The organism is Kitasatospora gansuensis, assembly GCF_014203705.1.
Taxonomy (GTDB): domain Bacteria; phylum Actinomycetota; class Actinomycetes; order Streptomycetales; family Streptomycetaceae; genus Kitasatospora; species Kitasatospora gansuensis.
The window spans coordinates 1,965,158-1,990,230 of record NZ_JACHJR010000001.1; the positions used below are offsets into that span (position 1 = coordinate 1,965,158).

General features: G+C 72.1%; 29 protein-coding genes. 11 read left to right on the forward strand and 18 right to left on the reverse strand.

Annotated features, from left to right (window positions below):
- The first annotated feature begins 87 nt into the window (after positions 1-87).
- Entirely contained in the window at positions 88-1,335 is a 1,248-nt protein-coding gene (gene serB, locus F4556_RS08650; protein WP_184913087.1) for a phosphoserine phosphatase SerB, read from the forward strand.
- Positions 1,336-1,380: 45 nt separating this feature from the next.
- Here serB and F4556_RS08655 read toward each other — a convergent pair whose 3' ends face one another.
- The 3 genes from F4556_RS08655 to F4556_RS08660 all read right to left on the reverse strand — a co-directional run bounded on the left by F4556_RS08655 (position 1,381) and on the right by F4556_RS08660 (position 3,438).
- Positions 1,381-1,911, reverse strand: a complete 531-nt coding sequence (locus F4556_RS08655; RefSeq protein ID WP_184913088.1) for a SixA phosphatase family protein — start codon at positions 1,909-1,911, stop codon at positions 1,381-1,383.
- A gap of 79 nt (positions 1,912-1,990) precedes the next feature.
- Positions 1,991-2,113 carry an SGM_5486 family transporter-associated protein gene (locus F4556_RS39015; protein ID WP_281403641.1) on the reverse strand — a complete coding sequence of 41 codons (123 nt, stop codon included), beginning with the start codon at positions 2,111-2,113 and terminating at the stop codon, positions 1,991-1,993.
- A gap of 65 nt (positions 2,114-2,178) precedes the next feature.
- Positions 2,179-3,438, reverse strand: coding sequence for a CynX/NimT family MFS transporter (locus F4556_RS08660; protein WP_184913090.1), 1,260 nt, complete (start codon positions 3,436-3,438; stop codon positions 2,179-2,181).
- Positions 3,439-3,509: 71 nt separating this feature from the next.
- Here F4556_RS08660 and F4556_RS08665 point away from each other — a divergent pair, with 71 nt between their 5' ends.
- Positions 3,510-4,175, forward strand: coding sequence for a FadR/GntR family transcriptional regulator (locus F4556_RS08665; protein ID WP_184913092.1), 666 nt, complete (start codon positions 3,510-3,512; stop codon positions 4,173-4,175).
- Between the two features lie 56 nt (positions 4,176-4,231).
- On the opposite strand, the gene fabI is transcribed toward F4556_RS08665, so the two are convergent.
- Together fabI and fabG are read right to left on the reverse strand one after the other, a co-directional pair.
- Positions 4,232-5,002 (reverse strand): enoyl-ACP reductase FabI, encoded by a 771-nt coding sequence (gene fabI, locus F4556_RS08670; RefSeq protein WP_184913094.1) that lies wholly within the window; start codon positions 5,000-5,002, stop codon positions 4,232-4,234.
- 2 nt (positions 5,003-5,004) lie between these two features.
- Entirely contained in the window at positions 5,005-5,724 is a 720-nt protein-coding gene (gene fabG / locus F4556_RS08675; protein WP_057240386.1) for a 3-oxoacyl-[acyl-carrier-protein] reductase, read from the reverse strand.
- Positions 5,725-6,022: 298 nt separating this feature from the next.
- Here fabG and F4556_RS08680 point away from each other — a divergent pair, with 298 nt between their 5' ends.
- From F4556_RS08680 to F4556_RS08695, 4 genes are all read left to right on the forward strand, one after another.
- Positions 6,023-7,156 (forward strand): MBL fold metallo-hydrolase, encoded by a 1,134-nt coding sequence (locus F4556_RS08680; protein WP_184913096.1) that lies wholly within the window; start codon positions 6,023-6,025, stop codon positions 7,154-7,156.
- A 157-nt stretch (positions 7,157-7,313) separates the two neighbouring features.
- Positions 7,314-8,867, forward strand: a complete 1,554-nt coding sequence (locus F4556_RS08685) for a TldD/PmbA family protein (protein ID WP_184913098.1) — start codon at positions 7,314-7,316, stop codon at positions 8,865-8,867.
- Positions 8,867-10,264, forward strand: coding sequence for a metallopeptidase TldD-related protein (locus F4556_RS08690; RefSeq protein ID WP_184913099.1), 1,398 nt, complete (start codon positions 8,867-8,869; stop codon positions 10,262-10,264). Before F4556_RS08685 ends, F4556_RS08690 begins: the two co-directional genes overlap by 1 nt.
- A 2-nt stretch (positions 10,265-10,266) precedes the next feature.
- Positions 10,267-10,815, forward strand: a complete 549-nt coding sequence (locus tag F4556_RS08695) for an RNA 2'-phosphotransferase (RefSeq protein WP_184924428.1) — start codon at positions 10,267-10,269, stop codon at positions 10,813-10,815.
- Here the strand turns inward: F4556_RS08695 and F4556_RS08700 are convergent.
- The gene (locus F4556_RS08700; RefSeq protein WP_184913101.1) at positions 10,798-11,064 is read right to left on the reverse strand and encodes a GlsB/YeaQ/YmgE family stress response membrane protein; all 267 of its coding nucleotides are present in this window, start codon (positions 11,062-11,064) and stop codon (positions 10,798-10,800) included. The genes F4556_RS08695 and F4556_RS08700 overlap by 18 nt on opposite strands.
- Before the next feature lie 184 nt (positions 11,065-11,248).
- Here F4556_RS08700 and F4556_RS08705 point away from each other — a divergent pair, with 184 nt between their 5' ends.
- Positions 11,249-11,578, forward strand: a complete 330-nt coding sequence (locus F4556_RS08705; protein ID WP_184913102.1) for a DUF3099 domain-containing protein — start codon at positions 11,249-11,251, stop codon at positions 11,576-11,578.
- Positions 11,579-11,849: 271 nt separating this feature from the next.
- Positions 11,850-12,095, forward strand: a complete 246-nt coding sequence (locus tag F4556_RS08710) for a hypothetical protein (RefSeq protein ID WP_184913104.1) — start codon at positions 11,850-11,852, stop codon at positions 12,093-12,095.
- 7 nt (positions 12,096-12,102) lie between these two features.
- Here F4556_RS08710 and moaA read toward each other — a convergent pair whose 3' ends face one another.
- The 4 genes from moaA to F4556_RS08730 all read right to left on the reverse strand — a co-directional run bounded on the left by moaA (position 12,103) and on the right by F4556_RS08730 (position 16,410).
- On the reverse strand, positions 12,103-13,092 hold the full coding sequence (moaA, locus tag F4556_RS08715) for a GTP 3',8-cyclase MoaA (RefSeq protein WP_313068212.1): 990 nt from the start codon (positions 13,090-13,092) through the stop codon (positions 12,103-12,105).
- A gap of 114 nt (positions 13,093-13,206) precedes the next feature.
- On the reverse strand, positions 13,207-14,835 hold the full coding sequence (locus F4556_RS08720) for a monocarboxylic acid transporter (RefSeq protein ID WP_184913109.1): 1,629 nt from the start codon (positions 14,833-14,835) through the stop codon (positions 13,207-13,209).
- Positions 14,832-15,185 carry a DUF485 domain-containing protein gene (locus F4556_RS08725; protein WP_184913111.1) on the reverse strand — a complete coding sequence of 118 codons (354 nt, stop codon included), beginning with the start codon at positions 15,183-15,185 and terminating at the stop codon, positions 14,832-14,834. The genes F4556_RS08720 and F4556_RS08725 overlap by 4 nt, the downstream gene beginning before the upstream one ends.
- 181 nt (positions 15,186-15,366) lie before the next feature.
- The gene (locus F4556_RS08730) at positions 15,367-16,410 is read right to left on the reverse strand and encodes a zinc-dependent alcohol dehydrogenase family protein (protein ID WP_184913113.1); all 1,044 of its coding nucleotides are present in this window, start codon (positions 16,408-16,410) and stop codon (positions 15,367-15,369) included.
- A gap of 168 nt (positions 16,411-16,578) precedes the next feature.
- Here F4556_RS08730 and F4556_RS08735 point away from each other — a divergent pair, with 168 nt between their 5' ends.
- Genes F4556_RS08735 through F4556_RS08745 form a run of 3 tightly spaced genes read left to right on the forward strand, consistent with a single transcriptional unit; the run spans position 16,579 to position 19,189 of the window.
- Positions 16,579-17,568, forward strand: a complete 990-nt coding sequence (locus F4556_RS08735; RefSeq protein ID WP_184913115.1) for a DEDDh family exonuclease — start codon at positions 16,579-16,581, stop codon at positions 17,566-17,568.
- Between the two features lie 30 nt (positions 17,569-17,598).
- A complete protein-coding gene (locus F4556_RS08740) occupies positions 17,599-18,384 on the forward strand; it encodes an SURF1 family cytochrome oxidase biogenesis protein (RefSeq protein ID WP_184913117.1) in 786 nt (261 codons plus the stop codon).
- 43 nt (positions 18,385-18,427) lie between these two features.
- Positions 18,428-19,189 (forward strand): SDR family oxidoreductase, encoded by a 762-nt coding sequence (locus F4556_RS08745; RefSeq protein ID WP_184913119.1) that lies wholly within the window; start codon positions 18,428-18,430, stop codon positions 19,187-19,189.
- Positions 19,190-19,337: 148 nt separating this feature from the next.
- Here the strand turns inward: F4556_RS08745 and F4556_RS08750 are convergent, their stop codons facing one another.
- From F4556_RS08750 to F4556_RS08785, 8 genes are all read right to left on the reverse strand, one after another.
- Entirely contained in the window at positions 19,338-19,958 is a 621-nt protein-coding gene (locus tag F4556_RS08750; protein WP_184913120.1) for an Asp23/Gls24 family envelope stress response protein, read from the reverse strand.
- A complete protein-coding gene (locus F4556_RS08755; RefSeq protein ID WP_184913122.1) occupies positions 19,955-20,488 on the reverse strand; it encodes a DUF6286 domain-containing protein in 534 nt (177 codons plus the stop codon). The genes F4556_RS08750 and F4556_RS08755 overlap by 4 nt, the downstream gene beginning before the upstream one ends.
- Positions 20,485-20,805, reverse strand: coding sequence for a hypothetical protein (locus F4556_RS08760; RefSeq protein WP_184913124.1), 321 nt, complete (start codon positions 20,803-20,805; stop codon positions 20,485-20,487). Before F4556_RS08760 ends, F4556_RS08755 begins: the two co-directional genes overlap by 4 nt.
- Complete coding sequence (locus F4556_RS08765; RefSeq protein WP_184913127.1) at positions 20,805-20,996, reverse strand: hypothetical protein; 192 nt, start codon at positions 20,994-20,996, stop codon at positions 20,805-20,807. The genes F4556_RS08760 and F4556_RS08765 overlap by 1 nt, the downstream gene beginning before the upstream one ends.
- A gap of 45 nt (positions 20,997-21,041) precedes the next feature.
- Positions 21,042-21,500, reverse strand: a complete 459-nt coding sequence (locus F4556_RS08770) for an Asp23/Gls24 family envelope stress response protein (protein ID WP_246511401.1) — start codon at positions 21,498-21,500, stop codon at positions 21,042-21,044.
- Between the two features lie 174 nt (positions 21,501-21,674).
- Positions 21,675-22,481: an enoyl-CoA hydratase/isomerase family protein gene (locus tag F4556_RS08775; protein WP_184913130.1), complete on the reverse strand. Its 807-nt coding sequence runs from the start codon at positions 22,479-22,481 to the stop codon at positions 21,675-21,677.
- A 235-nt stretch (positions 22,482-22,716) separates the two neighbouring features.
- The gene (locus tag F4556_RS08780; RefSeq protein ID WP_313068213.1) at positions 22,717-22,950 is read right to left on the reverse strand and encodes a helix-turn-helix domain-containing protein; all 234 of its coding nucleotides are present in this window, start codon (positions 22,948-22,950) and stop codon (positions 22,717-22,719) included.
- A gap of 342 nt (positions 22,951-23,292) precedes the next feature.
- The gene (locus F4556_RS08785; RefSeq protein ID WP_184913134.1) at positions 23,293-24,891 is read right to left on the reverse strand and encodes an ABC-F family ATP-binding cassette domain-containing protein; all 1,599 of its coding nucleotides are present in this window, start codon (positions 24,889-24,891) and stop codon (positions 23,293-23,295) included.
- Positions 24,892-25,073 lie beyond the last annotated feature (182 nt).

Below are 25,073 nucleotides of genomic sequence, written 5' to 3' on the forward strand. Positions count from 1 at the left end.
CGCGGGTGGAGCAGGGTGTGATCGGTAGTCCAGAGGGCGGACGCCGTTGCCGGACGGGCCGGACGGCCCGGTAGCGTGGGTGCCACCATGAACGCTGCGCCCCTCCCCCCGCTGCCCCGGTCGTACGACGACGAGCGCACCTTGCTGGTCAAGGTCTTCGGCAAGGACCGCCCCGGTATCACCGCAGGGCTGTTCAGCACGCTCGGTGACTTCGGTGTGGACGTGATCGACATTGAGCAGATGGTCACCCGTGGCCGGATAACGCTGTGCGCCCTGGTGGCCACCCCGGCCGGCGGGCCCGGCGCGGAGGGCGCGCTGCGTTCCACCGTGCACCGCTGGGCGGAGGAGCTGAAGCTCCAGGCCGAGATCATCTCCGGCACCGGTGACAACCGGCCGCGCCGCGAGGGCCGCTCGCACGTCACGGTGCTCGGGCACCCGCTGACCGCCACCGCCGTCGCCGCCCTGACCAACCGGATCACCGAGGCGGGCGGCAACATCGACCGCGTCTTCCGGCTGGCCAAGTACCCGGTGACCGCGGTCGAACTGGCCGTCTCCGGCGTGGCGACCGAGGAGCTGCGGGCGGTGCTGGCCCTGGAGGCCGCCGCCCAGCAGGTGGACATCGCGGTGGTCCGGGCCGGGCTTGAGCGCCGGGCCAAGCGGCTGGTGGTGATGGACGTCGACTCGACCCTGATCCAGGACGAGGTGATCGAGCTGTTCGCCGCCCACGCGGGCTGCGAGCAGGAGGTCGCCGAGGTGACCGCCGCCGCGATGCGCGGCGAGCTGGACTTCGCCGAGTCGCTGCGCGCCCGGGTGGCCCTGCTGGCCGGTCTGGACGCCTCGGTGACCGAGAAGGTCCGAGCCGAGGTCCGGTTCACCCCGGGGGCCCGCACCCTGGTCCGTACGCTGCGCCGGCTGGGCTTCCAGGTGGCCATCGTCTCCGGCGGCTTCACCCAGGTCACCGACCACCTGGTCGAGCAGCTCGGGCTGGACTTCGCCGCCGCCAACACCCTCGAGGTGGTGGACGGCAAGTTCACCGGCCGGGTCACCGGCGAGATCGTCGACCGGGCCGGCAAGGCCCGCTGGCTGGAGCGCTTCGCCGAGCAGGCCAAGGTCCCGCTGGAGCAGACGGTCGCGATCGGCGACGGCGCCAACGACCTCGACATGCTGAACGCGGCCGGCCTCGGCGTCGCCTTCAACGCCAAGCCGGTGGTCCGCGAGGCCGCCGACACCGCGGTCAACGTCCCCTTCCTGGACACCGTCCTCTACCTGCTCGGCATCACCCGCGAAGAGGTCGAGGCCGCCGACGAGCTGGACGGCACCCCGACCGACGAGTAGCCGTTCGGCGGCCCGCCGAGAGAGGGTGGGCCGCCGGCCGGCTGCTCAGTCCTCGTGCGGGGTGTGGAAGGTGTCCAGGCTGGCGACGCCGGGCTCGACGGACTTCCAGCCGCCGGGGAAGCTCAGCACCGCGATGGCGGCGGTCGGGAAGCCGCCGTTCCGCAGCCGGGTGAGGGCGTCCGGGTCGCCCTGGTCGCCGGCCAGGATCTGGGTCAGGCCGAGCACGCCGGGGTTGTGCCCGATCAGGATGAGGTCCCGGTACTCCTCCGGGGTCTCCTGCAGCACCGCGATGATCTCGCCCGGGCTGGCCTCGTAGACCCGGTCCTCGTACACGGTCTTCCGCGGACGCTTGGGCAGCTCGTGCACGGCGAGCTTCCAGGTCTCCCTGGTCCGCAGCGAGGTGGAGCAGAGCACGTAGTCGGGATTGATGCCGGAGTCGGTCAGCCAGCGACCGGCGTCCGGGGCCTGGAGACGGCCGCGGTCGGCCAGCGGCCGCTCGTGGTCGTCCACTCCGTTCGGCCAGTCGGCCTTGGCGTGGCGGAGAACGGTGATCCTTCGTGGGGTGTCGGCGCTCATACCCCGAGCTTTCCAGAAAACCCGCCGCCGGGCGCGGCGCCCGGTCGGGCGCCACTCCCAGGGGTGGTCTGACGATCGGTCAGCCGAGGCTGCCGGCGACGCTGGCGACGACGCCGACCAGCACCACGATGCCGAGGATGACGCCGAGCAGCTGGAGCAGCTTCTTCTGGCCGTCCGGGGGGTTCGGTTCGAGTACGGGCATGGTCAGCAGTCTCGCATCCGTTTACGCCCCGGCCCGCCGCCGGGTCAGGCCCTCCGGCCTCCGGGTCAGGCTTCGTCCTCGATGTGCCTGGCCTGGCCGGCCCGCAGGCCGACGGCCATCTGCGGGATCAGCAGCAGGGCCAGGAAGCCGAGCGGCAGGTACCACTGCCCGGTGGCCTGGTAGATGGTGCCGACCAGGATCGGGCCCGGGATGGAGATCAGGTAGCCGAGGCTCTGCGCGAAGGCGGAGAGCTGGGCGACCCCGCCCGGGGTCCGGGCGCGCAGGCCGATCATGGTGAGGGCGAGCGGGAAGGCGCACATCGACAGGCCGACCAGGCAGGCCCAGAGCCAGGAGACGGTGCCGGCGGCGAAGGCCAGGCCGGTGTAACCGGCGATGCCGCACAGGGCCAGCACGACCACGAAGAGGCCCTGGTCACCGCGCCGGACGGCGAGGTTGGGCAGGATGAACGAGGCGGGCACGCTGATCACCATCACCAGCGCGAGCAGCCCCCCCGAGCTGCCGGCCGAGACCCCGGCGTCCTGGTAGATGGTGGGCAGCCAGCCCATGGTGGCGTACGCGCTGGTGGCCTGCAGGCCGAGGAAGACGGCCAGTGCCCAGGCCGTCCGGCTGCGCAGGATCGGCAGCTTGGCGGCCGCGGCGGGCGCCTCGGCCTTGCCGGAGCGGTCCCGCCGGAGGAACAGGGTGACCAGCCAGACCAGCAGCCCGGCCACCGCGAGCAGGCCCCAACTGCCGAGACCCTCGCGCCAGTTGCCGCCGAGCGCCTTGGTCAGCGGGACGGTGGCGGCGGCCGCGGCGGCGGTGCCGACCGAGAGCGCCATCGAGTACAGGCCGATCATCGGGCCGACCCGGTCCGGGAAGTACCGCTTGATCACCACCGGGATCAGCACGTTGGAGACCGCGACCCCGGCCAGCGCGACGGCGGTCAGCAGCAGGAAGACCGCCGTGCCCCCGCTGAACGAGCGGGCCAGCACGCCGAGCGCGATCGCCGCCATCCCGGCGGTGACCACCACCGTCGGCCCGAACCGGCGGGACAGCGCCGGGGCGGCCAGACCGAACAGCGCGAAGCAGAGCGAGGGCACCGCGGTGAGCAGCCCGGCCACCGTGCCGCTCATGTGCAGGTCCACCCTGACCTGGTCGAGCAGCGGGCCGAGGCTGGTGACCACCGGGCGCAGGTTGAGCGCGGCCACCGCGACGGCCACCGCGAGCAGCCAGCCGAGGTGTCTGCGGACCGGGTGGGCCGGACCGGCGGCGGGTGCGATGGTCGGGGTGGTGGTGGTCTCTGCTGCGGTGGACATGCGCCCCATCATAGAATGATGGGATGAATTTGGGCACCCCGCTATCCTGAGCGTGCCCTTCCCCGCTGACAGGGAGTCCGATGGCACTGTCGACCACCCGCCGCACCCCGCTCTCCGACCAGGTGATCGCCCAGCTCCGGGCCCAGATCACCTCCGGCGAGTGGCCGGTCGGCTCACGGATCCCCACCGAGGCGGCCCTGGTCGAACAGCTCGGGGTGGCCCGCAACACCGTCCGGGAGGCCGTCCGGGCGCTGGCCCACAACGGGCTGCTGGACATCCGGCAGGGTTCCGGCACGTATGTGCTGGCCACCAGCGAGCTGGCCGGGGTGATGCACCGCCGGTTCGCCGACGCCGACCAGGACCAGGTCGCCGAGCTGCGCTCGATGCTGGAGACCTCGGCGGCCGGGCTGGCCGCCGTCCGCCGCACCACGCGCGACCTGGAGCTGCTGGAGACCGCGCTGGCCCGCCGCGAGGCGGCCTGGCACTCCGGGGTGGCCGAGGACTTCGTCCAGGCCGACGCCGCCTTCCACCAGGCCGTGGTGGCGGCCGCCCACAACGACGTGATCGCGGCGGTGTACGCGGACCTCGGCGAGGTGCTGCGGGCCCACCTGCGGCACGACGTCGGCCCCGAGCTGATCGCGGACCGGTACGTCGGCCACGGCGGCATCCTGGACGCCGTCCGGGACCGGGACGCCGCCCGGGCCTCGGTCGAGGCGGGCCGGGCGATCGGCGTGTGCGGCGACTGAGAAACGAGCGAGGGGGTACGGGGCGCAGGCCCCGTACCCCCTCCCCCGACGAAGCGTCAGGCGCCGATCGCGTGCAGCCCGCCGTCGACGTGGATGATCTCGCCGGTGGTCTTCGGGAACCAGTCCGACAGCAGCGCGACCACGCCACGACCGGTCGGCTCCGGGTCCGTGAGGTCCCACTTGAGCGGGGAACGGTTGTCCCAGGTGGCGGCCAGGTCGGGGAAGCCCGGGATGGACTTCGCGGCCATCGAGCCGATCGGGCCGGCCGAGATCAGGTTGCAGCGGATGTTGCGCTCGCCGAGGTAGCGGGCCAGGTAGCGGTTGGTGGACTCCAGCGCGGCCTTGGCCGGGCCCATCCAGTCGTACTGCGGCCAGGCGTACTGCGCGTCGAAGGTCAGACCGACCACCGAGCCGCCGTCCTGCATCAGCGGGAGCAGCGCCGTGGTGAGCGACTTCAGCGAGAAGGCCGAGACCTGCATCGCGGTCGCCACCGACTCCCACGGGGTGTTCAGGAAGTTGCCGCCGAGCGCGTCCTGCGGGGCGAAGCCGATCGAGTGGACGATGCCGTCCAGGGTCGGCAGGCCGGCCGCGCGGACCTGGTCGGCGATGCCGGCCAGCTGCTCCTCGCTGGAGACGTCCAGCTCCAGGGTCTCCACCGGCTTCGGCAGCTTCTTGGCGATCCGTGCGGTGAGGCTGGGGCGCGGGAAGGCGGTGAGGATGATCTCCGCGCCCTGCTCCTGGGCCAGCTTCGCGGTGTGGAAGGCGATGGAGGACTCCATCAGCACACCCGTGATCAGGATGCGCTTGCCCTCGAGAATTCCACTCATGTTCAGTGACCCATGCCCAATCCGCCGTCGACGGGAATGACGGCTCCGGTGATGTATGCGGCCTCGTCGGAGGAGAGGAAGCGCACCGCGGACGCGACCTCGGCGGGCGCGGCGTAACGGCCGAGCGGCACGCCCGAGACGATCTCCTTGCGGCGCTCCTCGCTGAGCACCGCGGTCATGTCGGTGTCCACGAAGCCGGGAGAGACCACGTTGACGGTGATGTTGCGGGGGCCGAGCTCCCGGGCCAGCGAGCGGGCGAAGCCGATCAGGCCGGACTTGGAGGCGGCGTAGTTCGCCTGGCCGGGCGAGCCGAGCAGGCCGACCACCGAGGAGATCAGCACGACGCGGCCCTTCCGGGCCCGCATCATCTTGGCCGAGGCCCGCTTGACCACCCGGAAGGTCCCGGTGAGGTTGGTGTCCAGGACGGAGGTGAAGTCCTCCTCCGTCATCCGGAGCAGCAGGGTGTCCTTGGTGATCCCCGCGTTGGCGACCAGGACCTCGACCGGGCCGTTGGCGGCCTCGATCTCGGTGAAGGCGGCGTCCACCTGCGCGGCGTCGTTGATGTCGCAGCGGACGGCGATGGCCTGGTGCTTGGCCAGCTCCTCGGGCAGCTCGCCGGAGCGGCTGGTGATGGCGACCTTGTCGCCCGCCTCGGCGAAGGCCAGGGCGATCGCGAGGCCGATGCCCCGGTTACCTCCGGTGACGAGAACCGAGCGGCTCACGGACACACCTCTCTCCGTAGTAGACCTGCGGCCGCAGACCTGGCACGTGGGGTGCCGGTCGGGCCGCGTGGGTACGCGGTGCGCGCGTACGCACTGTGACGCTATCGGTCGTTTCCGGCCAGCGACGAATCCAGCTCCCACAGGTCCGTCCGGCCCGAACTGTCGCATCCCGACAATGCGTGCACCCACCGAGATCCGGACGAACCGCCCGCTGGGTCGGGAACACCCGACGTGCCGAAGCCGTTGGCCTCGTGGGCCGGGTACCGGCTTCCACGGACCGAGAGCGAAGAAGAGACGGATGAGCGAGCGACGACCCGGCAGCCGCAAGACCCTGCTGGCACTGGCCGCCCTGACCGCCGCGGCAGGCGCCGCCGCGTGGGCGTTCCGTGAGGTACCCGCTTCTTTCGGCCGTCGGCCGGACGCGGCCGACCCCCGGGTGCGCAACTCCCCGCAGTTCCGGGACGGAGTCTTCCACAACGCCCCCTCCGAGCTGGCCAGGCCCGCCCCGGAGACGCCGGTGAACCGGGACACCCTGCGCCGGATGCTGTTCGAGCGCCAGGGCAAGCCGAGCGGCCCGGTGCCGCTGGCCCGGTTCGACGGCGGTGCCCGCCGGCCGGCCGCCGAGGGGGTGGAGATCACCTGGTTCGGCCACGCCTCGGCGCTGGTCGAGGTGGAGGGCAGCCGGGTGCTGCTCGACCCGGTCTGGAGCGACCGCTGCTCGCCCTCCGCGCACATCGGCCCGAAGCGGCTGCACCCGGTGCCGGTCGAGCTGGAGGAGCTGCCGCAGGTCGACGCGGTGCTGATCTCACACGACCACTACGACCACCTGGACATGGCCACCGTCCAGCGGCTGACGGCCGCTCAGTCCGCCCCGTTCGCGGTGCCGCTGGGCATCGGCGGCCACCTGCGCCGCTGGGGCGTGCCGGAGCACCGGATCATCGAGCTGGACTGGGACGAGACCTGCACGCTCGGCGACCTGACGCTGACGCTCACCTCCGCGCACCACTTCTCCGGCCGGGGCACCACCCGCAACACCACGCTCTGGGGTTCCTGGGTGATCGCCGGGCCGAGCCGCAAGGTCTACTACACCGGCGACTCGGGCTACTTCGAGGGCTACGCGCGGATCGGCGAGCAGCACGGCCCGTTCGACGCCGCGCTGGTCCAGATCGGCGCGTACGACCAGGCCTGGGCGGACATCCACATGACGCCGGAGGACGCCGTCCGGGCCCATCTGGAGCTGCGGGCCGAGCTGCTGGTGCCCGTGCACTGGTGCACCTTCGACCTGGGCCTGCACCCGTGGGCCGAGCCGATCGAGCGGCTGCTCGCGGAGGCCAAGCAGCAGGCGGTGCCGATCGCGGTGCCCCGGCCGGGCCAGCGGGTGGACGTGGACAACCCGCCGGAGCTGGACGGCTGGTGGGAGTCGGTGGCCTGAACGACCCTGCACCGCAGGGGCGTTGTCGGAGCAGGTCGGCTCGCCGCGGCAAGCTGATTAATCTGCTGGCCCTGGGTCGCCGGACAGGCGATGATGCGATGCGGGTGCCCCTGCCCGGGGCGCCCGCCGCCGTTCGTCCCCCGACCCAGGGAGCCCGATGCCCCCGACGCCCAGCACAGGCCGTACCCAAGGCCGTGCCGTCGATCCGCTGTTCCTCGCGTACCCGCTGCGCACCCTCGCCGACGCCGCCCTGGGCCGGGCGACGCAGTTGGGCGCCGCCCACGCCGACTTCCGGCTGGAGCGGGTCCGCAGCGCCGCCTGGCGGCTGCGGGACGCCCGGCCGTCCGGCTCCTCCGACAGCGTCCAGCTGGGCTTCGCGGTCCGGGTGCTGCTGGACGGCGCCTGGGGCTTCGCGGCCGGCGTGGACCTCACCCCGGAGGCGGCCGTCAAGGTCGCCGAGCAGGCCGTCGCGGTGGCCCGGCTGTCCGGCGGGATCAGCCGGGCGGCCGGCGGCACCGACCTGGTCGAGCTGGCCGAGGAGCCGGTGCACGCGGACGCCACCTGGGTCTCCTCGTACGAGATCAACCCGTTCGACGTGCCGGACGCGGAGAAGACCGCGCTGCTGGCCGAGTGGAGCAACCGCCTGCTGGCCGCCGACGGGGTGTCACACGTCAGCGCGAGCCTGCTGACGGTGCAGGAGAACAAGTTCTACGCGGACACCGCGGGCACCACCACCACCCAGCAGCGGATCCGGCTGCACCCGACCCTGGACGCCACCTCGGTGGACGAGCGGACGGGTGCCTTCGACTCGATGCGCACCATCGCCCCGCCGGTCGGCCGCGGCTGGGAGTACCTGCTCGGCACCGGCTGGGACTGGAACGCCGAACTCGCCGAGCTGCCCGGCCTGTTGGCCGAGAAGATGAAGGCGCCGAGCGTCCAGGCGGGCCGCTACGACCTGGTGATCGACCCGTCCAACCTCTGGCTGACCATCCACGAGTCGATCGGCCACGCCACCGAGCTGGACCGCGCGCTCGGCTACGAGGCCGCGTACGCGGGCACCTCGTTCGCCACCTTCGACAAGCTCGGCTCGCTCAAGTACGGCTCCGAGCTGATGCACGTCACCGGCGACCGCACCGCCGAGCACGGCCTGTCCACCATCGGCTACGACGACGAGGGCGTGGCCACCCAGAGCTGGGACCTGGTCAAGGACGGTGTCCTGACGGGCTACCAGCTCGACCGGGCGATGGCCAGGCTGAAGGGCCTGGGCCGCTCCAACGGCTGCGCGTACGCGGACTCCCCCGGGCACGTCCCGGTGCAGCGGATGGCCAACGTCTCGCTCCAGCCGGCCGCCGACGGGCCGAGCACCGAGGGCCTGTTCGCCCAGGTGGAGAACGGCCTGTACATCGTCGGCGACCGCTCCTGGTCGATCGACATGCAGCGGTACAACTTCCAGTTCACCGGCCAGCGCGCCTACGCCATCAAGAACGGGCAACTGGCGGGCCAGGTCAAGGACTTCGCCTACCAGGCCACCACCACCGACTTCTGGGGCTCGATGAGCGCCGTCGGCGGCCCCGAGACCTATGTGCTCGGCGGTGCCTTCAACTGCGGAAAGGCCCAGCCGGGCCAGGTCGCGGCGGTCAGCCACGGTTGCCCGTCCGCGCTGTTCCGCGACGTCAACGTGCTCAACACGCAGCAGGAGGCGGGTCACTGATGCCCTACATCCACCCGCACGAGCTGGTCGAGCGCGCCCTCGAACTCTCCCGGGCCGACGGCTGCGTGGTGATCGCCGACGAGGAGTCCACCGCCAACCTGCGCTGGGCCGGCAACGCGCTGACCACCAACGGCGTCACCCGGGGCCGCCGGCTCACCGTGATCGCCACCGTCGCCGGCGCCGAGGGCACCGCCTCCGGCGTGGTCGCCCGCGAGGCCGTCACCCTGGACGAGGTCGAGAGCCTGGTCCGGGCCGCCGAGGCCGCTGCCCGCGACGCGGGGCCGGCCGAGGACGCCCAGCCGCTGGTCGAGACCCGGCCCTCCTCACCGGACTTCACCGCGCCGCCGGCCGAGACCTCGATCGAGGTCTTCGCGGAGTTCGCCCCGGCGCTCGGCGAGGCCTTCGCCCGGGCCCGCCGGGACGGCCAGCTGCTGTACGGCTTCGCCCGGCACGAGCTGACCAGCAGTTACCTGGGCACCTCCACCGGCCTGCGGCTGCGGCACGACCAGCCGACCGGCACGGTCGAGCTGAACGCCAAGACCGGCGACCTGTCCGGCTCCGCCTGGGCCGGCGCCGCCACCCAGGACTTCACCGACGTGGACGTGGCCGCGCTGCACGCCGAGGTCACCAAGCGGCTGGCCTGGGGCGCCAAGAAGATCGACCTGCCGGCCGGCCGGTACGAGACGCTGCTGCCCCCCACCGCGGTCGCCGACCTGATGGTCTACCTGAGCTGGTCCTCGGGCGGCCGGGACGCCACCGAAGGCCGTACGGTCTTCTCCAAGCCCAACGGCGAGACCAGGATCGGCGAGCGGCTCAGCCCGCTGCCGCTCACCCTGCGCTCCGACCCGGCCCAGCCGGGCCTGGAGGCCGCGCCGTTCGTGCTGACCCGCGCCTCCGGCGAGGACAGCTCGGCCTTCGACAACGGCCTGCCGCTGACCGCCACCGACTGGATCAAGGACGGTGAGCTGGCCAACCTGCTGACCACCCGTCACTCCAGCGGCCTGACCGGCCTGCCGCTCACCCCGCCGATCGACAACCTGGTGCTGACCGTCGACGACCAGGCGGGCGCGCCCACCCTGGACGAGATGATCGCCCGCACCGAGCGCGGCCTGCTGCTCACCTGCCTCTGGTACATCCGCGAGGTGGACCCGGCGACCCTGCTGCTCACCGGCCTGACCCGGGACGGCGTCTACCTGGTCGAGAACGGCGAGGTGGTCGGCCAGGTGAACAACTTCCGCTTCAACGAGTCCCCGGTGGACCTGCTGAACCGGATCACCGAGGTCGGGAAGACCGAGCCCTGCCTGCCCCGCGAGTGGGGCGACTGGTTCACCCGCACCCAGATGCCGCCGGTCCGGGTGGCCGACTTCAACATGAGCTCGGTCAGCCAGGCGTCATGACCCTGGACGCGAAGCGGACCGTACGGGTCTCCAAGACGCTCTCCCGGGTGCTCCGGCACGACCCGGCCTCGGTCGGCGTCACGCTGGACGAGGCCGGCTGGGTCGCGGTCGACACCCTGCTCGCCGCGCTGGCGCGGCACGGCACCCGGATCAGCCGGGCCGAGCTCGACCACGTGGTGGAGACCAACAACAAGCGCCGCTTCGCGTACTCGGAGGACGGCTCGGCGATCCGGGCCAGCCAGGGCCACTCGGTGGCGGTCGACCTCGGTCTGGCCGCCACCGTGCCGCCCCCGGCGCTCTACCACGGCACCACCGGACGGAACCTGGACGCCATTTACCGCGAGGGCCTGCGACCGATGGCCCGTCAGGACGTCCACCTGTCCGCGGACACCGAGACGGCCGTGCGGGTGGGTTCCCGACACGGCCGTCCGGTACTGCTGCTGGTCGACGCCGCGGCGATGGCGGCGGCGGGCCACGAGTTCCGGGTCAGTGCCAACGGCGTGTGGCTGACCGACCGGGTCCCCGCGGAGTTCCTAAGCCTGCTTGCGTGATCCCCAGACCGGGGTGACCACCACGATCAGCAGCACGGCGGCACCGAGCTGGAAGGCATGCCGCCACCAGTCGAACCCCCGGGTGTCGGCCACTCCGAAGAGGTGGGCGACCAGGTTGCCCAGCAGTGCCCCGGCCATGCCGAGCACCATGGTCAGCCAGATCGGGATGTCCTGCTTGCCGGGGATCACCAGCCGGGCGATGCCGCCCAGAATCAGACCCTCGATCAGCGCCGAGATGATCGACCACATGTCAGCTCCCGGGAGCGCGGCCCGCCGACGGTCGGCGGTGCTGCCCTTCTGGACCACAGTTTTTGCCCCACCCGGCCCATCCGCACCTCGGGTGGGCCGTTTCGTGCCCCCACCCTCCTCCACCCGTGTGAACCAGGCGTACGGTGAGGAAGCCGTACCGGGTGCTGACAAGGGTGGTAGAGGCATGGGCAAGCGGGGCGAGGTCTTCCGGATCACCGGAGCGCGGAGCAGTCTCTCCGAGGATGTCCGGGGGCGCCAGCGGCGCTACGTGATCTCGATGCTGGTACGCACCCTGTGCGTGCTGCTCGCGGTGGTGCTGTGGGACGTCCAGCGGTACCTCGCGTTCGCCGCGCTCGCGGGCGGGGTGCTGCTCCCCTACTTCGCGGTGCTGATCGCCAACGCCGGCCGGGAGCGGGCGCCGGGCCTGCCGAGCACCTTCGCCGTCCCCGCCGACACCCCGCTGATGCTCGGCCCGGGCGGCACGGGCGGTGGCGGCGACCGGGGCGCGGCCTGAGGTTGCCGCCCGATTTGCCGCCCTATCAAGCGATTTGACCGACAGAAAGCTCAGAACAAGCTCAGATTAATCTTGGCAGGGCTAGGCACACGGGCTGTTCGGCGTGACATACTGCGTACGCGCTCCGCATCCCCCGTCGGAGCGACAGACCGACGCCGGGCGGCTCCCCCCGTGGCTGCCCGGCGTCGTCATGCCCCGTTCCGGATCATGATCCCGGCGGGTGCGAGACTGGCGGTGCACACTCCCGCCCACGGCTCCAGGACGGCACACCATGGACACCCCCGCGCTCAGCCTCTTCGGCGGCCCGACCGGACCCGAAGGCCCCCCGGTCTGCTCCGGCAAGGGCTGCCGCAAGCCCGCCGAGTGGGTGCTGGTGTGGAACAACCCGAAGCTGCACACCCCGGACCGCCGGAAGACCTGGCTGGCCTGCGAGGAGCACCGCGAGCACCTGTCGCAGTTCCTGGGCGTGCGTGGCTTCCTCAAGGAGACGGTGACACTCACCGACTTCACCGGCTGACCGGTCGTCAGCCGCCGATCGCCGACATCGGGCGCTCGGGCTGCAGGAACTCCGGGTTGTCGATGCCCGCGCCCGCCTTCTTGCCCCACATCGCGGCCCGCCAGAGCGCACCGATCTCGGCGTCGCTGCCGCCCTCGCGCAGGGCGGTCCGCAGATCGGTCTCCCCGGTCGCGAACAGGCAGTTGCGGACCTGGCCGTCGGCGGTCAGCCTGGTCCGGTCGCAGGCCCGGCAGAACGGCCTGGTGACCGAGGCGATCACGCCCACGCTCGCCGGGCCACCGTCCACCAGCCAGCGCTCGGCCGGCGCCGCGCCGCGGGCCGCGGACGGCTCGGGGGTGAGCGCGAAGCGGGCGTGCAACCGGTCCAGGATCTCCTCGGCGGTGATCATCTGCGAGCGGTCCCAGCCGTGCTGGGCGTCCAGCGGCATCTGCTCGATGAACCGCAGCTGGTAGCCGTGCTCCAGGCACCACTCCAGCAGGTCGGCCGCCTCGTGGTCGTTGACCCCGCGCATCAGCACCGCGTTCAGCTTCACCGGGGTCAGCCCGGCGGCCTCGGCGGCGGCCAGCCCGGCCAGCACGTCCTGGTGGCGGTGACGGCGGGTCAGGGTGAAGAAGACGTCCGGGTCCAGGGTGTCCAGCGAGACGTTCACCCGGTCCAGGCCGGCCGCCTTCAGCGCGGCCGCGGTCCGGGCCAGGCCGATGCCGTTGCTGGTCAGCGAGAGCTCGGGGCGCGGCGTCAGCTCGGCGCAGGCGGCCACGATCGACACCAGGCCGGGCCGCAGCAGCGGCTCACCGCCGGTGAACCGGACCTCGGTGACGCCCAGGTCGGTGACCGCGATCGAGACCAGCCGGACGATCTCCTCGTCGGTGAGCAGCTCGCTCTTGCCGAGCCACTGGAGACCCTCCTCGGGCATGCAGTACGTGCAGCGCAGGTTGCACTTGTCGGTCAGGGAGACCCGGAGATCGACGGCCTGTCGGCCGAAGGTGTCGAGAAGCACGGTGTCGGCCCCCTTCCCATGGAACGCAGCTGGCCCGGCCACCGATGGCGGTGGGCCGGGCCAGCTTAACTCCGTAGCCCGCCGGGGCAGGAGTGGCATCCGTCTGGCGGGACGTCAGTGCGCTCCGAGACCGGTCAGCGAGCGGACCTCCAGCTCGGCGGCCTTGGCCGGATCGGCCTTCTCCTTGGCCAGCAGGGTGCCCAGCCAGCCGGCCAGGAAGCCGACCGGGATGGAGACCAGACCGGGGTTCTCCAGCGGGAACCAGTGGAAGTCGCTGTGCGGGAACAGCGACTTCTCGGTGCCGGAGACAACGGTGGAGAAGAACACCAGGGTGACCGAGCTGATCAGGCCGGCGTAGACCGAGCTGACCGCGCCGGCGGTGTTGAAGCGCTTCCAGAACAGCGAGTAGAGCAGCGTCGGCAGGTTGGCCGAAGCGGCCACCGCGAAGGCCAGGGCCACCAGCGCGGCGGTGTTCAGCTTCTCGGCGAACAGGCTGAGCACGATCGCGACCGCGCCGATCCCGATCGCGGCCAGCTTGGCCGAGCGGACCTCCTCCTTCTCGCCGGCCTTGCCGCGCCGGATCACGTTGGCGTACAGGTCATGGGCGAACGAGGCCGAGGAGGCCAGGGTCAGCCCGGCGACCACGGCCAGGATGGTGGCGAAGGCGACGGCCGAGATGACCGCCAGCAGGACCGCGCCGCCGGTGGTGCCGGCGCCGCCGCCGAGGTGCTCGGCCAGCAGCGGGGCGGCGGTGTTGCCCGCCGCGTTGGAGGCCTTGATGGTCTTCGGGCCGACCAGCGCGGCCGCGCCGAAGCCGAGCGCCAGGGTCATCAGGTAGAAGCCGCCGATGATGCCGATCGCCCACAGCACCGACTTCCGGGCCGCCTTGGCGGTGGGCACGGTGTAGAAGCGGACCAGGATGTGCGGCAGCCCCGCGGTGCCGAGCACCAGGGCCAGGCCGAGGCTGATGAAGTCCAGCTTGCTGGTCCCGGTCGCGCCGTACTTGAGGCCGGGCTCCAGGAAGGCCGAGCCCTTGGCGGAGGCGTCGGCGGCGGCGCCGAGCAGGGCGGAGACGTTGAAGTTGTACTTGGCCAGCACCAGCACGGTCATCAGCGCGGTGCCCGCGATCAGTAGCACCGCCTTGACGATCTGCACCCAGGTGGTGCCCTTCATACCGCCGATCGCCACGTAGATCACCATCAGCGCGCCGACCGCGACGATGGTCCAGCGCTTGGCGCCGTCACCGCTCACCCCGAGCAGCAGCGCGACCAGCGAGCCCGCGCCGACCATCTGGGCCAGCAGGTAGAAGATCGAGACCACGATGGTGGAGATGCCCGCCGCGGTGCGCACCGGGCGCTGGCGCATCCGGAAGGCCAGCACGTCGGCCATCGTGTAGCGGCCGGAGTTGCGCAGCGGTTCGGCCACCAGCAGCAGCGCGACCAGCCAGGCGACCAGGAAGCCGATCGAGTAGAGGAAGCCGTCGTAGCCGAACAGCGCGATCGCCCCGGCGATGCCGAGGAACGAGGCGGCCGACATGTAGTCGCCGGAGATCGCCAGGCCGTTCTGGAAGCCGGTGAAGCCGCGCCCGCCGGCGTAGAAGTCGGAGGCGTCCTTGGTCTGCCGCCCGGCCCAGATGGTGATGCCCAGGGTGGCGAGCACGAAGAGGCCGAACAGCGTCATGGTGAGACCGCGGTGTTCGGTCGCGGCGGTGGCCAGGCTCGTGGTGGCCAGGTTGCCGGTCATTCGCCCGCCTCCCGGGGGTTGATCACGGTGGCCCGCTCGCGGATCGCGGTGGCGGGCGGGTCGAGGCGGCGGTCGGCGAAGCGCGCGTACCAGGCGGCGATCGCGAAGGTGCTGGCGAACTGCAGCAGTCCGAGCAGCAGCGCCATGTTGATGTGCCCGAACAGCTTGATCCCCATGAAGGCGGGGGCGTAGCTGGAGAGCAGCACGTACAGCAGGTACCAGAGCAGGAAGCCCGCGGTCACCGGGAAGACGAACCCCCGGAAGGTCTTCCGCAGGGCGATGAACTCGGCGCTCTCCTCGATCAGTTGGACGTGCGTCGAGGCACTCTCGGCGGTGGGTGGGCTATCCATTCGGCGTCTCCTGTGTTCGGGCTGCACTGGGGGAAACGAATGGGACGTGAGGGGCGTCACAGTCGCGGGATCGGCTGCATGTTAGGGCCTACGAACGACCCGCGACAGGCCCCGTACCGACTTTGACCAGAAAACGCCAAATGGCGGCACCGCCGTGCGGTGCCGCCATTCTGAGCAAGCGTCAGAAGGCGATCCGGACCTTCAGCGCCGAGCGGTCGTCCATCGCCCGGTAACCGTCCGGCACGCCGTCCAGGTCGACCGTGCGGTCGAAGACCAGGCCCGGGTTGATCGTGCCGGCCAGCACGTCGGCGAGCAGCTCGGGGATGTACGCCCGGGCGGGCGCGACGCCGCCGCCGACCGAGACGTTGCGGTTGAACATCTGGCCGATGTCCACGCCCGCGCTGCCGCCGTGCGGGACGCCGACGTAGCCGACCCCGCCGCCGTCCCGGGTGATCGAGATCGCGGTGCGCATCGACTCCTCGGTGCCGACCGCCTCCAGTACGGCGTGCGCGCCCTGACCGCCCGTCAGCTCGCGGACCGCCTCGATCGCCGCCTCGCCGCGCTCGGCCACCACGTCGGTGGCGCCGAACGCCCGGGCGATGTCCGTCCTGGCCTGGTGCCGGCCGAGCGCGATGATCCGCCCGGCGCCGAGCCGGTGGGCGGCCAGCACGCCGCACAGGCCGACCGCGCCGTCGCCGACCACGGCCACCGTCGCACCGGGGCGCACCCCGGCCGAGACGGCCGCGTGGTGGCCGGTGCTCATCACGTCGGACAGCGCCAGCAGCGAGGCCAGCAGCTTCTCGTCGCCGACCGCCTCCTGCGGGAGCTTCACCAGCGTCCCGTCGGCGAACGGCACCCGGACCGCCTCGCCCTGGCCGCCGTCCGAGCCGACCTCGCCCCAGAAGCCGCCGTGCGGGCAGGAGGTCTGCAGGCCCTCGCGGCAGAAGTCGCAGACGCCGTCCGACCAGACGAAGGGCGCGACCACCAGGTCACCGGCCTTCACCCCGGCGACCTCCCGGCCGACCTCCTCGACCACGCCGAGGAACTCGTGCCCGATCCGCTGCCCCGGCTGACGGGCCGCCACGCCCCGGTACGCCCACAGGTCGCTGCCGCAGATACAGGCGTTCAGCACCCGCACCACCGCGTCGGTCGGCCGCTGGATCACCGGGTCGGGGACCTCCTCGATCCGGATGTCGTTCGGTCCGTGGATCACGGTGGCGCGCATGAGGGATCTTCCTTCTGCCTGGTGCGTGGTGCGGGGTCGCCCTGGTAGGACCACCTCGGCTCCCACGATATTCCGGGGTGTCGCGTACGCCACTTTCGGCGGTCGTGGGGCGCCCGGAATCCGCCGAATGACCTTGGGTGTGGGCGCGCGCCCTTAAGCTGGTCCACCATGTACGCGATCCAGTCCCCGAGCGGCGAACCCACCTGGGCCGCGCCGTTCCCGGCGCAGCGCAGCACCGAGCACGGTCAGGGCTTCGCCGTGGTCGACGTCGAGACCACCGGGCTCGGCCGCACCGACCGGGTCATCTCGGCCGGTGTCTACCAGCTGGACGCGCACGGCGAGGTCACCGACCACTGGTACACCCTGGTCAACCCCGAGCGGGACCCGGGCCCGACCTGGATCCACGGCCTGACCAGCGCGGCCCTGGCCGGGGCGCCGACCTTCCCGGAGATCGCCGCCGAGCTGGGCGAGCGGCTGGCCGGGCGGGTGATGGTGGCCCACAACGCGCTCTTCGACTGGAACATGATCTCCCGCGAGTACTCGCGCGCCGGGCTGCGCGCCCCCGTCGAGCAGCGGCTCTGCACCATGGTGCTGTCCCGCGACCTCGGCCTGCCGCTGCCCAACGGCAAGCTGGCCAGCCTGGCCGAGTACTTCGGTGTCCAGCAGCGCCAGGCGCACAACGCGCTGGACGACGCCCGGGTGCTGGCCGAGGCGTTCCGCCCCAGCCTGCACCTGGCCCGCCAGGCCGGTGTGCCGCTCCCGCTGACCACCTGTGTGGCCGTCACCGACCTGGGTGAGGATGCCTCCGCACCCGCCAGGTCCGGCTTCTCCTCCTCCTACCGCCCGAGCCGCAAGCGCCCCGCCTGCCCGTACCCGAACCCGGGCCGCTGGGTGGACGGCAGCCCGCTGATGCAGGGCATGCGGGTGGCCATCACCGGCGACACCGCCACCGACCGCGAGCTGCTGGAGGACCGCGCGATCGAGGCCGGCCTGCACATCGCCTCCTCGGTCAGCCGGCTGACCAGCCTGCTGGTCACCAACGAGGCGGGCAGCTGGAGCGGCAAAGCACGAAAGGCGCGCGAGTTCGGCACCCCGGTGGTCGGCGAGGACGCCTTCCTGCACCTGCTCCGCGAGGTGGCTCCCCACCCCGGTGTGTGAGCGCGGTGTAGGTGCGCGTAGTTTGCCGATGTGTACCGATTTCTGCTCTCCTGGCGCTGGGCGGCCTTCGCCCTGCTCGTCGCGCTGCTCGTCCCGGCCATGGTCGAGCTGGGCTTCTGGCAGTTCCACCGGCACCAGGACCGGGTCGCCCGCAACGAGCTGATCGCGCAGAGCCTGACCGCCGCGCCGGTCCCCTTCGACTCGGTCTCCCAGCCCGGCTACGCGGTGCCCAAGGACCTCACCTGGCGCACCATGAGCGCCACCGGGCAGTACGACCCCGGGCACGAGTTCGTGATCCGTAACCGGACCGAGCCCGGCGGCAGCAGCATCGGCTACTTCGTCATCACCCCGCTCACGCTGGCCGACGGCAACGGCTCGGTGCTGGTCAACCGCGGCTGGGTGGACTCCGGCGGGGACGCCACCAGCTACCCCGCGATCCCCGCCCCGCCCGCCGGCCAGGTCACCGTCACCGGTCGGCTGCGCGCCGACGAGACCACCCAGAGCAGCGGCATCAAGGTCCGCGGCAAGCTGCCGGACCGTCAGTTCCAGCTGATCAACAGCGGCCAGCAGGCCGAACTGACCGGCGCCCGGGTGCTCGGCGGCTACCTCGAACTCGCCGCCTCCACCCCCGCCCAGGGCGACTCCCCCGTCCTGCTCTCCGAGCCCGACCACTCCTCGATCGGCCCGCACATGGCGTACGCCGTCCAGTGGTGGCTGTTCGCCGCCCTGGTCCCGGTCGGCCTGGTGGTGCTGGCCCGCCGCGAGGCCCACTCACCCGCCGCCGACCAGCCCGACCCCGAGCTGCTCTCCGCCTGACGGTCCGTGCCTGACGGTCCGTCGATCGGGCAGGATGGCCGTCATGGATCTCGGACTTCAGGACAAGGTGTACGTGGTGACCGGCGCGACCCGGGGCCTCGGCCTCGCCTCCGCGCGCGAACTGCTCGGCGACGGCGCCAAGGTGGTGCTCAGCGGCCGCACCAAGCAGGCGGTGGACGCGGCGGTCGCCACCCTCGACGCCCCCGGCCGGGTGCACGGCGTGGTCGCCGACAACGCCGACCCCGCCGCCGCCCAGCTGCTGATCTCCGCCGCCCAGCAGACCTACGGGCGCCTCGACGGCGTCCTGGTCAGCGTCGGCGGCCCGGCGGCCGGCACCGTGCTCGACTCCACCGAGGCGGACTGGCAGCACGCCTTCGAGACCGTCGTGCTCGGCGCCCTGCGGATCGCCCGCGCGGCGGCCGCGGCGCTCGGTGAGGGCGGCGTGATCGCCTTCGTCCTCTCCACCTCGGTCCGCCAGCCCGTCCCGGGGCTGGGGATCTCCAACGGCCTGCGGCCCGGCCTCGCGATGGCCGCCAAGTCCCTCGCCGACGAGCTCGGCCCGCGCGGCATCCGCGTCCTCGGGCTGCTGCCCGGACGGATCGACACCGACCGCCTCCGCGAGCTCGACGCCCTCGGCGGCGACGCGGGGGCGGCTCGCGCCCGCGCCGGTGCCACCATCCCGCTCGGCCGCTACGGCACCCCGGAGGAGTTCGGCAGGGTCGCGGCCTTCGCGCTGTCCCCGGCGGCCTCCTATCTCACGGGCATCATGATCCCGGTCGACGGCGGAGCTCTGCGTTCGCTCTAGGCATCAGCCACCAGGGGCCCGGGGAACGGCGGCGCCAACCTCAGGAGCGTTCAACGTGCGTGTGTGGTCAGGCACTTTCGCAGTGACCCCGGCGCCAGATCTCCTCGCAGTTCCCCGAGCCCCTGGATAGTGCAACTTTCGGTCCGTCTCAAATGACCCGGCGGGGGGCCGGTTCGCGGCGGGGGGACGGGGGTCGGGCCACCTGGAGGCGGAGGTCGGTCGGGAGGTCCTGGCCGAGGGCGGTGCGGGCGTGGGCGAGCGGGCCGGTGAGGAAGCGGTCCACCGCTGCGGCGGGGTCGCCGTCGGGGGTGAGGCGGACCGCCGCCCGGAGCAGCAGCCGTTTCGGACGCCCCGTCAGCCGGGCCTGCACCCGGGCCACTTCGGGCAACGCCACCGTCTCGGTCTCGACCGCGTCGACGAGTGCGCGGGAACGCAGCCGGAGCGTCACCCCCGGCGCGGCCACCGGCAGCGTCACCGAGCTCGGTCCGCTCCGCCGCAGCTGGGCGAACAGCCACCACAGGCTCAGCGCGACCGTCAGCCCGAGCACCGCGAACACCACCGGCCACCACCACGGCTCGTCCGACCACCGGGTGCGCGAGGCATCGCTCAGCACCGGCTGGTCCGGCGAGGTGAGCGGCCACCAGCCGGGCATCCGTACGCCGAGCCGGCCGTAGAGGTCGAACCCCCCGGCCAGTACCAGGGCTCCGCCGGCCAGCAGCAGGAGGCCGGCCAGGGCCAGCAGGATCCGGTTCACCGTGTTCCGGCTCATCGCCGCGCCCTCCCGGTCCGGACGTCCAGCCGGTGTTCGCCGGCCAGCGGCACCCGGGCCAGCTCCGTCCGCAGCTCCCGCTGCACCTCGGCCGGGTCGGCGGGCCCGGCCACCGTCACCCTGGTCCGGGCGCGCCGTACCTTGATCTTCACCCAGCTCACGCCGTCCAGCTGCCGGGCCCGCCGGGTGAGCAGGGCGGCCACCCCGGCCCGGTCGATGACCGCGCCGGGCTGCCGCAGCGGCAGCCAGCGCCGCATCCCGGGTGCCACCGCGAGACCGAGCAGCAGGGCTCCGATCAGTACGGCCGCCCCGGCGGAGATCTGCACCACCGGGTCGTCCAGGTGCACGGTGGCCAGCCGGTCCGCGGTCTCGGCCCGCCAGGGGCGGGCCCGGTGGCCGGTGCGGACCGCCACCGCGTCGTACAGCAGGCCGCCGCCGACCACCAGGGCGGCCACCACCACGAGGCCCGTCCAGCCGGTCCTGGCGGTCCGCAGTCGGCGGGCCCTGACCGGGGCCTGATCCACCGTCATACCGTCGGCACCAGCCGTTCGACCACCACCACGACCTCACCGACCGTGCGTCCGGTCAGCGCGGCCAGCTCGGCCACGACGGCCGTCCGGACCGCCGTGGCCAGCGTGGCCAGGTCGGCCGGGAAGGGCAGTTCGACGCCGAGGGTCAGCCGGACCGGGTGGCCCGGGCCGGTCACCGCGACCCGCCGGACCGCGCCGGGCCGGCCGAGGGCCTGTCCGGCCGCTCGCTCGGCCAGCCGGACCAGCACCCGGTCGGCGATCCGCAGCCGTCCGCGCTCGGCGGGCGGCACCGCCGGGGAGACCACCGCCGCCGACATCACCGGCGCCGGTCGCGACCGCGCAGCAGGTCGCCGAGGTCATGGAGATCGAGGTCGCCCTCGAGCAGGCGGCCGACCACGAAGCCGACCCCGCCGAGGACCGCGACGAGCAGGAAAGCGGCGAACCCGCCGAAGTACCCGGCAAAGCCCAGGGCCATCCCCACCACCAGCCCGATCAGGCCGAGATTCATCCGCCTCTGCTCCTGTCCTGTTGTGTCGCGTCCTGTTGTGTCGCGCTACTGGACCCTGGGCCGCTGGCCGCTGCCGGCCGCCGACTCCTCTTCCTCGTCGCTGTCCGGCTCGTCCGGCAGGTGGACGTCGTTGACGGCGATGTTCACCTCGACCACCTCGAGGCCGGTCATCCGTTCCACCGCCGCGATGATGTTGGCCCGTACCTCGGCCGCCAGCGTCGGGATCACCACGCCGTACTCGACGATCAGCGCGATGTCGATCGCCGTCTGCTTCTCGCCCACCTCGGCCTTGATGCCCCGGCCGACGCTGGACTTGCCGCCGGGCACCCGGTCGCGCATGGCGCCGAAGGTCCGGGACAGACCGGAGCCGAGCGCGTGGATGCCGGACACCTCCCGGGCGGCCATGCCGGCGATCTTCTCCACCACGCCGACCGCCAGCGCGGTACGGCCGCGCTCCTCGGCGGGCTGCGGGGCGGCGGCCTTGTGGGTGTCGGTCTTCGGCATCGCGGCGGGCGTCGGGGTGTCGGGCATGACGGGCTCCCTGTCTGTACGGTCCAGCTATATCGCAAATCAGCCCAACTCTGACATTCCGCCACGACCCCCGCCCGCCGGAGACCACCGGACAGCGCAAAGGGCCCACCCCGGTCGGGGTGGGCCCTTGAGTTGGTTGACCGGTCGTCAGTCGCCGAGGCCGGCCAGGTCGCGCAGGCGGCGGGCCTGGGCGGCCCGCTCGGCGGCGCGCTGCTCCTCGAAGGAGCGGCCGGACGCCCCCTGGAGCAGCGCCTTGGTCTCGATCACCGCACTGCGCGGCGCGGCCAGCAGGGCAGCGGTCAGGTCCCGGACGGTGGCGTCCAGCTCGGCCGCAGGGACGGCCAGGTTGGCCAGCCCGGTGGCCACCGCCTCCTCCGCACCGACCCAGCGGCCGGTCGCGCAGATCTCCAGCGCCCTTGCGTAGCCGACCAGTTCGGTCAGCGGCTTGGTGCCGGCCAGATCGGGGACCAGGCCGAGCGAGGTCTCCTTCATGGCGAACTGGACGTCCTCGGCGACCACCCGCAGGTCGCAGCCGAGCGCGAGCTGGAAGCCCGCGCCGACCGCGTGGCCCTGGACGGCGGCGATGCTGATCACGTCCGCCCGGCGCCACCAGGTGAACGCCTCCTGGTACGAGGCGATGGTCTCGTCCAGGTCCTTGTCGTCCGCCGCGGCGAGCTGCAGGAAGTTCCGCTCCCCCGGGATGCCCTCCGGGGAGAACATCGCCCGGTCGAGACCCGCCGAGAAGGAGACGCCCTCGGCCCGCAGCACCACGACCCGTACGGTGCCCGGCAGGCTGCGGCCGATCCCGGCCAGCGCCCGCCACATCGCCGGGGACTGGGCGTTGCGCCGCTCCGGCCGACAGAGCGTCACCACGGCGGTCTCACCGTCGAGTTCGAGCCGGACTCCGGCCTGCTCCCAGAGCTGCGGGTCGGTGTCCAGGATGGGGGTGGTCATGGCGGTACCTCCGGCGACGGTGCGGTTGGCTACCGGAGAGTAACACTGGAATACCCACCTCTGGCCGGCGCCGCCGGACAGGCCCACTCGGACCCACTCCCACGACACCGGGAACGACGATCGGCGGTCCGGGTTTCCGGCCGCCGATTCGTCTCACGCTGCTTGCTGCTCACTGAACTGCCGGCGCTCTGCAAATCCGGCACTGCCCGGCCGGGTCGGATATCCTGACAATGCGTCAGGACCCGGCTGCCGCAGTCACCTTGCCCTTGCCACGCGTGGCACCACCGCGGCCTCGGAGGATCACTCCGGACTCGCTCAACATGCGGTGCACGAAGCCGTAAGAGCGGCCGGTCTCCTCCGCAAGCGCGCGAATGCTCGCCCCGGAGTCGTATTTCTTCTTAAGATCGGCCGCGAGCTTCTCACGCGCGGCACCAGTTACCCGGCTGCCCTTTTTCAGAGTCTCGGCCACCCGTGCCTCCTCGTAGCTTTGCTCGGTCAGATTCCCATGATCACCCATAGCCAGGCTCCTGGCCACCCATTCGACAAGGTCGATACCGGGAAGGCGCAGTCTGCCGGTCGTGATCGCTGCGCACAAGGGCGCTCACAGAGGGTGCTCACGCCCCCTGGTGCGACGGCCGAACGGGGGCGGTGGGGGACGAAATTGCTGATCAGCACGGGCGGGCCGGGGGATCGACACGGCGCCGCGAACAAGGGAACTCTCCAAACGGAATCCGGGACTCTCCCATTCCCGGATTCCGTCCGTGACCGGCTTTTCTACGCCAATGAACCTACTCGGCGTCTACTGCGACCCTCAGGCCAGCGCGACCAGGTCCAGGTATCCGGGGCTCCACAGGTCCTCGACACCGTCCGGCAGCAGGATGATCCGCTCCGGCTGGAGCGCCTCGACGGCACCCTCGTCGTGGGTCACCAGGACCACCGCACCGGAGAAGGTGCGCAGCGCGCCGAGGATCTCCTCGCGGCTGGCCGGGTCGAGGTTGTTGGTGGGCTCGTCGAGTAGCAGCACGTTGGCGCTGGAGACCACCAGCGAGGCCAGCGCGAGTCGGGTCTTCTCACCACCGGAGAGCACCCCGGCCGGCTTGTCGACGTCGTCGCCGGAGAACAGGAACGAGCCGAGGATCTTCCGGATCTGCACCAGGTCGGTGTCCGGCGCGGCGGAGCGCATGTTCTCCAGCACCGTCCGCTCCGGGTCGAGCGTCTCGTGCTCCTGCGCGTAGTAGCCGATCTTCAGACCGTGACCCGGGGTCACCTCGCCGGTGTCCGGCTGCTCGACGCCCGCGAGCATCCGCAGCAGGGTGGTCTTGCCGGCGCCGTTGAAGCCCAGGATGACCACCCGGGAGCCCCGGTCGATCGCCAGGCCGACGTCGGTGAAGATCTCCAACGAGCCGTAGGACTTGGAGAGTCCACTCGCCGTCAGCGGCGTCTTGCCGCACGGGGCCGGGTCCGGGAAGCGCAGCTTGGCGACCTTGTCGGAGGCGCGGACCTGCTCGAGACCGGAGAGCAGCTTCTCGGCCCGGCGGGCCATGTTCTGCGCGGCGACGGTCTTGGTGGCCTTGGCGCGCATCTTGTCGGCCTGCGAGTTGAGCGTCGCGGCCTTCTTCTCGGCGTTGGCGCGCTCGCGCTTGCGGCGCTTCTCGTCGTCCTCGCGCTGCTGCTGGTACTGCTTCCAGCCCATGTTGTAGATGTCGATCTGCGACCGGTTGGCGTCCAGGTAGAACACCTTGTTGACCACGGTCTCGACCAGTTCGACATCGTGCGAGATCACGATGAAGCCGCCCTTGTACGTCTTCAGGAAGTCCCGCAGCCAGACGATCGAGTCGGCGTCCAGGTGGTTGGTGGGCTCGTCGAGCAGCAGGATGTCCGAGTCCGAAAACAGGATCCGGGCCAGCTCGACCCGGCGGCGCTGACCACCGGAGAGGGTGTGCAGCTGCTGGCCGAGGATGCGGTCCGGCAGGCCCAGCGCGGCGGCGATGGTGGCGGCCTCGGCCTCGGCGGCGTACCCGCCCTTGGTGAGGAACTCGGTCTCCAGGCTGGCGTACTTCTTCATCGCCTTGTCCCGGGTGGCGCCCTGGCCGTTGGCCATCCGGTCCTCGTTCTCGCGCATCTTCCGCAGCACGGTGTCGAGGCCACGGGCGGAGAGGATGCGGTCGCGGGCGAGGACGTCGAGGTCGCCGGTGCGCGGGTCCTGCGGGAGGTAGCCGACCTGGCCGGTGCTGGTGACGCTGCCGCCGGCCGGGATGCCCTCGCCGGCCAGCACCTTGGTGAGGGTGGTCTTGCCGGCGCCGTTGCGGCCGACCAGACCGATCCGGTCACCCGGGGCGATCCGGAAGTTGGCGGACTCGATCAGGACGCGGGCGCCGGCGCGCAGCTCCAGGGCGTTGGCGGAAATCATGGCTGTGGAAACTCCTGAGACAGGCGGGGCGGCGGGATGGGGGCGGGGCTGGGGTGAGGCGCCTCGGGCGCCGCTCGCCCGCTAATGCCCGGAGAGAACAGCCATGTGGCCCAGTCTACCGGCACGCGTCCAGACACTTTTCGGCAAGTGCTCAGCTGGGGGCACAGGCGAAAGTGCCTGAC

What these genes read in the sequence shown, in the direction of transcription:
- F4556_RS39015 (WP_281403641.1), bottom strand. Translation starts at nt 2,113, where the DNA reads ATGCCCGTACTCGAACCGAACCCCCCGGACGGCCAGAAGAAGCTGCTC.
- F4556_RS08775 (WP_184913130.1), bottom strand. Translation starts at nt 22,481, where the DNA reads ATGACCACCCCCATCCTGGACACCGACCCGCAGCTCTGGGAGCAGGCC.
- F4556_RS08720 (WP_184913109.1), bottom strand. Translation starts at nt 14,835, where the DNA reads ATGACCGGCAACCTGGCCACCACGAGCCTGGCCACCGCCGCGACCGAA.
- F4556_RS08770 (WP_246511401.1), bottom strand. Translation starts at nt 21,500, where the DNA reads ATGCCGAAGACCGACACCCACAAGGCCGCCGCCCCGCAGCCCGCCGAG.
- F4556_RS08735 (WP_184913115.1), top strand. Translation starts at nt 16,579, where the DNA reads ATGTACGCGATCCAGTCCCCGAGCGGCGAACCCACCTGGGCCGCGCCG.
- F4556_RS08785 (WP_184913134.1), bottom strand. Translation starts at nt 24,891, where the DNA reads ATGATTTCCGCCAACGCCCTGGAGCTGCGCGCCGGCGCCCGCGTCCTG.
- F4556_RS08725 (WP_184913111.1), bottom strand. Translation starts at nt 15,185, where the DNA reads ATGGATAGCCCACCCACCGCCGAGAGTGCCTCGACGCACGTCCAACTG.
- F4556_RS08710 (WP_184913104.1), top strand. Translation starts at nt 11,850, where the DNA reads ATGGACACCCCCGCGCTCAGCCTCTTCGGCGGCCCGACCGGACCCGAA.
- fabI (WP_184913094.1), bottom strand. Translation starts at nt 5,002, where the DNA reads ATGAGTGGAATTCTCGAGGGCAAGCGCATCCTGATCACGGGTGTGCTG.
- F4556_RS08685 (WP_184913098.1), top strand. Translation starts at nt 7,314, where the DNA reads ATGCCCCCGACGCCCAGCACAGGCCGTACCCAAGGCCGTGCCGTCGAT.
- F4556_RS08665 (WP_184913092.1), top strand. Translation starts at nt 3,510, where the DNA reads ATGGCACTGTCGACCACCCGCCGCACCCCGCTCTCCGACCAGGTGATC.
- F4556_RS08655 (WP_184913088.1), bottom strand. Translation starts at nt 1,911, where the DNA reads ATGAGCGCCGACACCCCACGAAGGATCACCGTTCTCCGCCACGCCAAG.
- F4556_RS08730 (WP_184913113.1), bottom strand. Translation starts at nt 16,410, where the DNA reads ATGCGCGCCACCGTGATCCACGGACCGAACGACATCCGGATCGAGGAG.
- F4556_RS08690 (WP_184913099.1), top strand. Translation starts at nt 8,867, where the DNA reads ATGCCCTACATCCACCCGCACGAGCTGGTCGAGCGCGCCCTCGAACTC.
- F4556_RS08680 (WP_184913096.1), top strand. Translation starts at nt 6,023, where the DNA reads ATGAGCGAGCGACGACCCGGCAGCCGCAAGACCCTGCTGGCACTGGCC.
- F4556_RS08765 (WP_184913127.1), bottom strand. Translation starts at nt 20,996, where the DNA reads ATGAATCTCGGCCTGATCGGGCTGGTGGTGGGGATGGCCCTGGGCTTT.
- F4556_RS08750 (WP_184913120.1), bottom strand. Translation starts at nt 19,958, where the DNA reads ATGAGCCGGAACACGGTGAACCGGATCCTGCTGGCCCTGGCCGGCCTC.
- serB (WP_184913087.1), top strand. Translation starts at nt 88, where the DNA reads ATGAACGCTGCGCCCCTCCCCCCGCTGCCCCGGTCGTACGACGACGAG.
- F4556_RS08760 (WP_184913124.1), bottom strand. Translation starts at nt 20,805, where the DNA reads ATGTCGGCGGCGGTGGTCTCCCCGGCGGTGCCGCCCGCCGAGCGCGGA.
- F4556_RS08745 (WP_184913119.1), top strand. Translation starts at nt 18,428, where the DNA reads ATGGATCTCGGACTTCAGGACAAGGTGTACGTGGTGACCGGCGCGACC.
- F4556_RS08705 (WP_184913102.1), top strand. Translation starts at nt 11,249, where the DNA reads ATGGGCAAGCGGGGCGAGGTCTTCCGGATCACCGGAGCGCGGAGCAGT.
- F4556_RS08755 (WP_184913122.1), bottom strand. Translation starts at nt 20,488, where the DNA reads ATGACGGTGGATCAGGCCCCGGTCAGGGCCCGCCGACTGCGGACCGCC.
- F4556_RS08700 (WP_184913101.1), bottom strand. Translation starts at nt 11,064, where the DNA reads ATGTGGTCGATCATCTCGGCGCTGATCGAGGGTCTGATTCTGGGCGGC.
- F4556_RS08660 (WP_184913090.1), bottom strand. Translation starts at nt 3,438, where the DNA reads ATGGGGCGCATGTCCACCGCAGCAGAGACCACCACCACCCCGACCATC.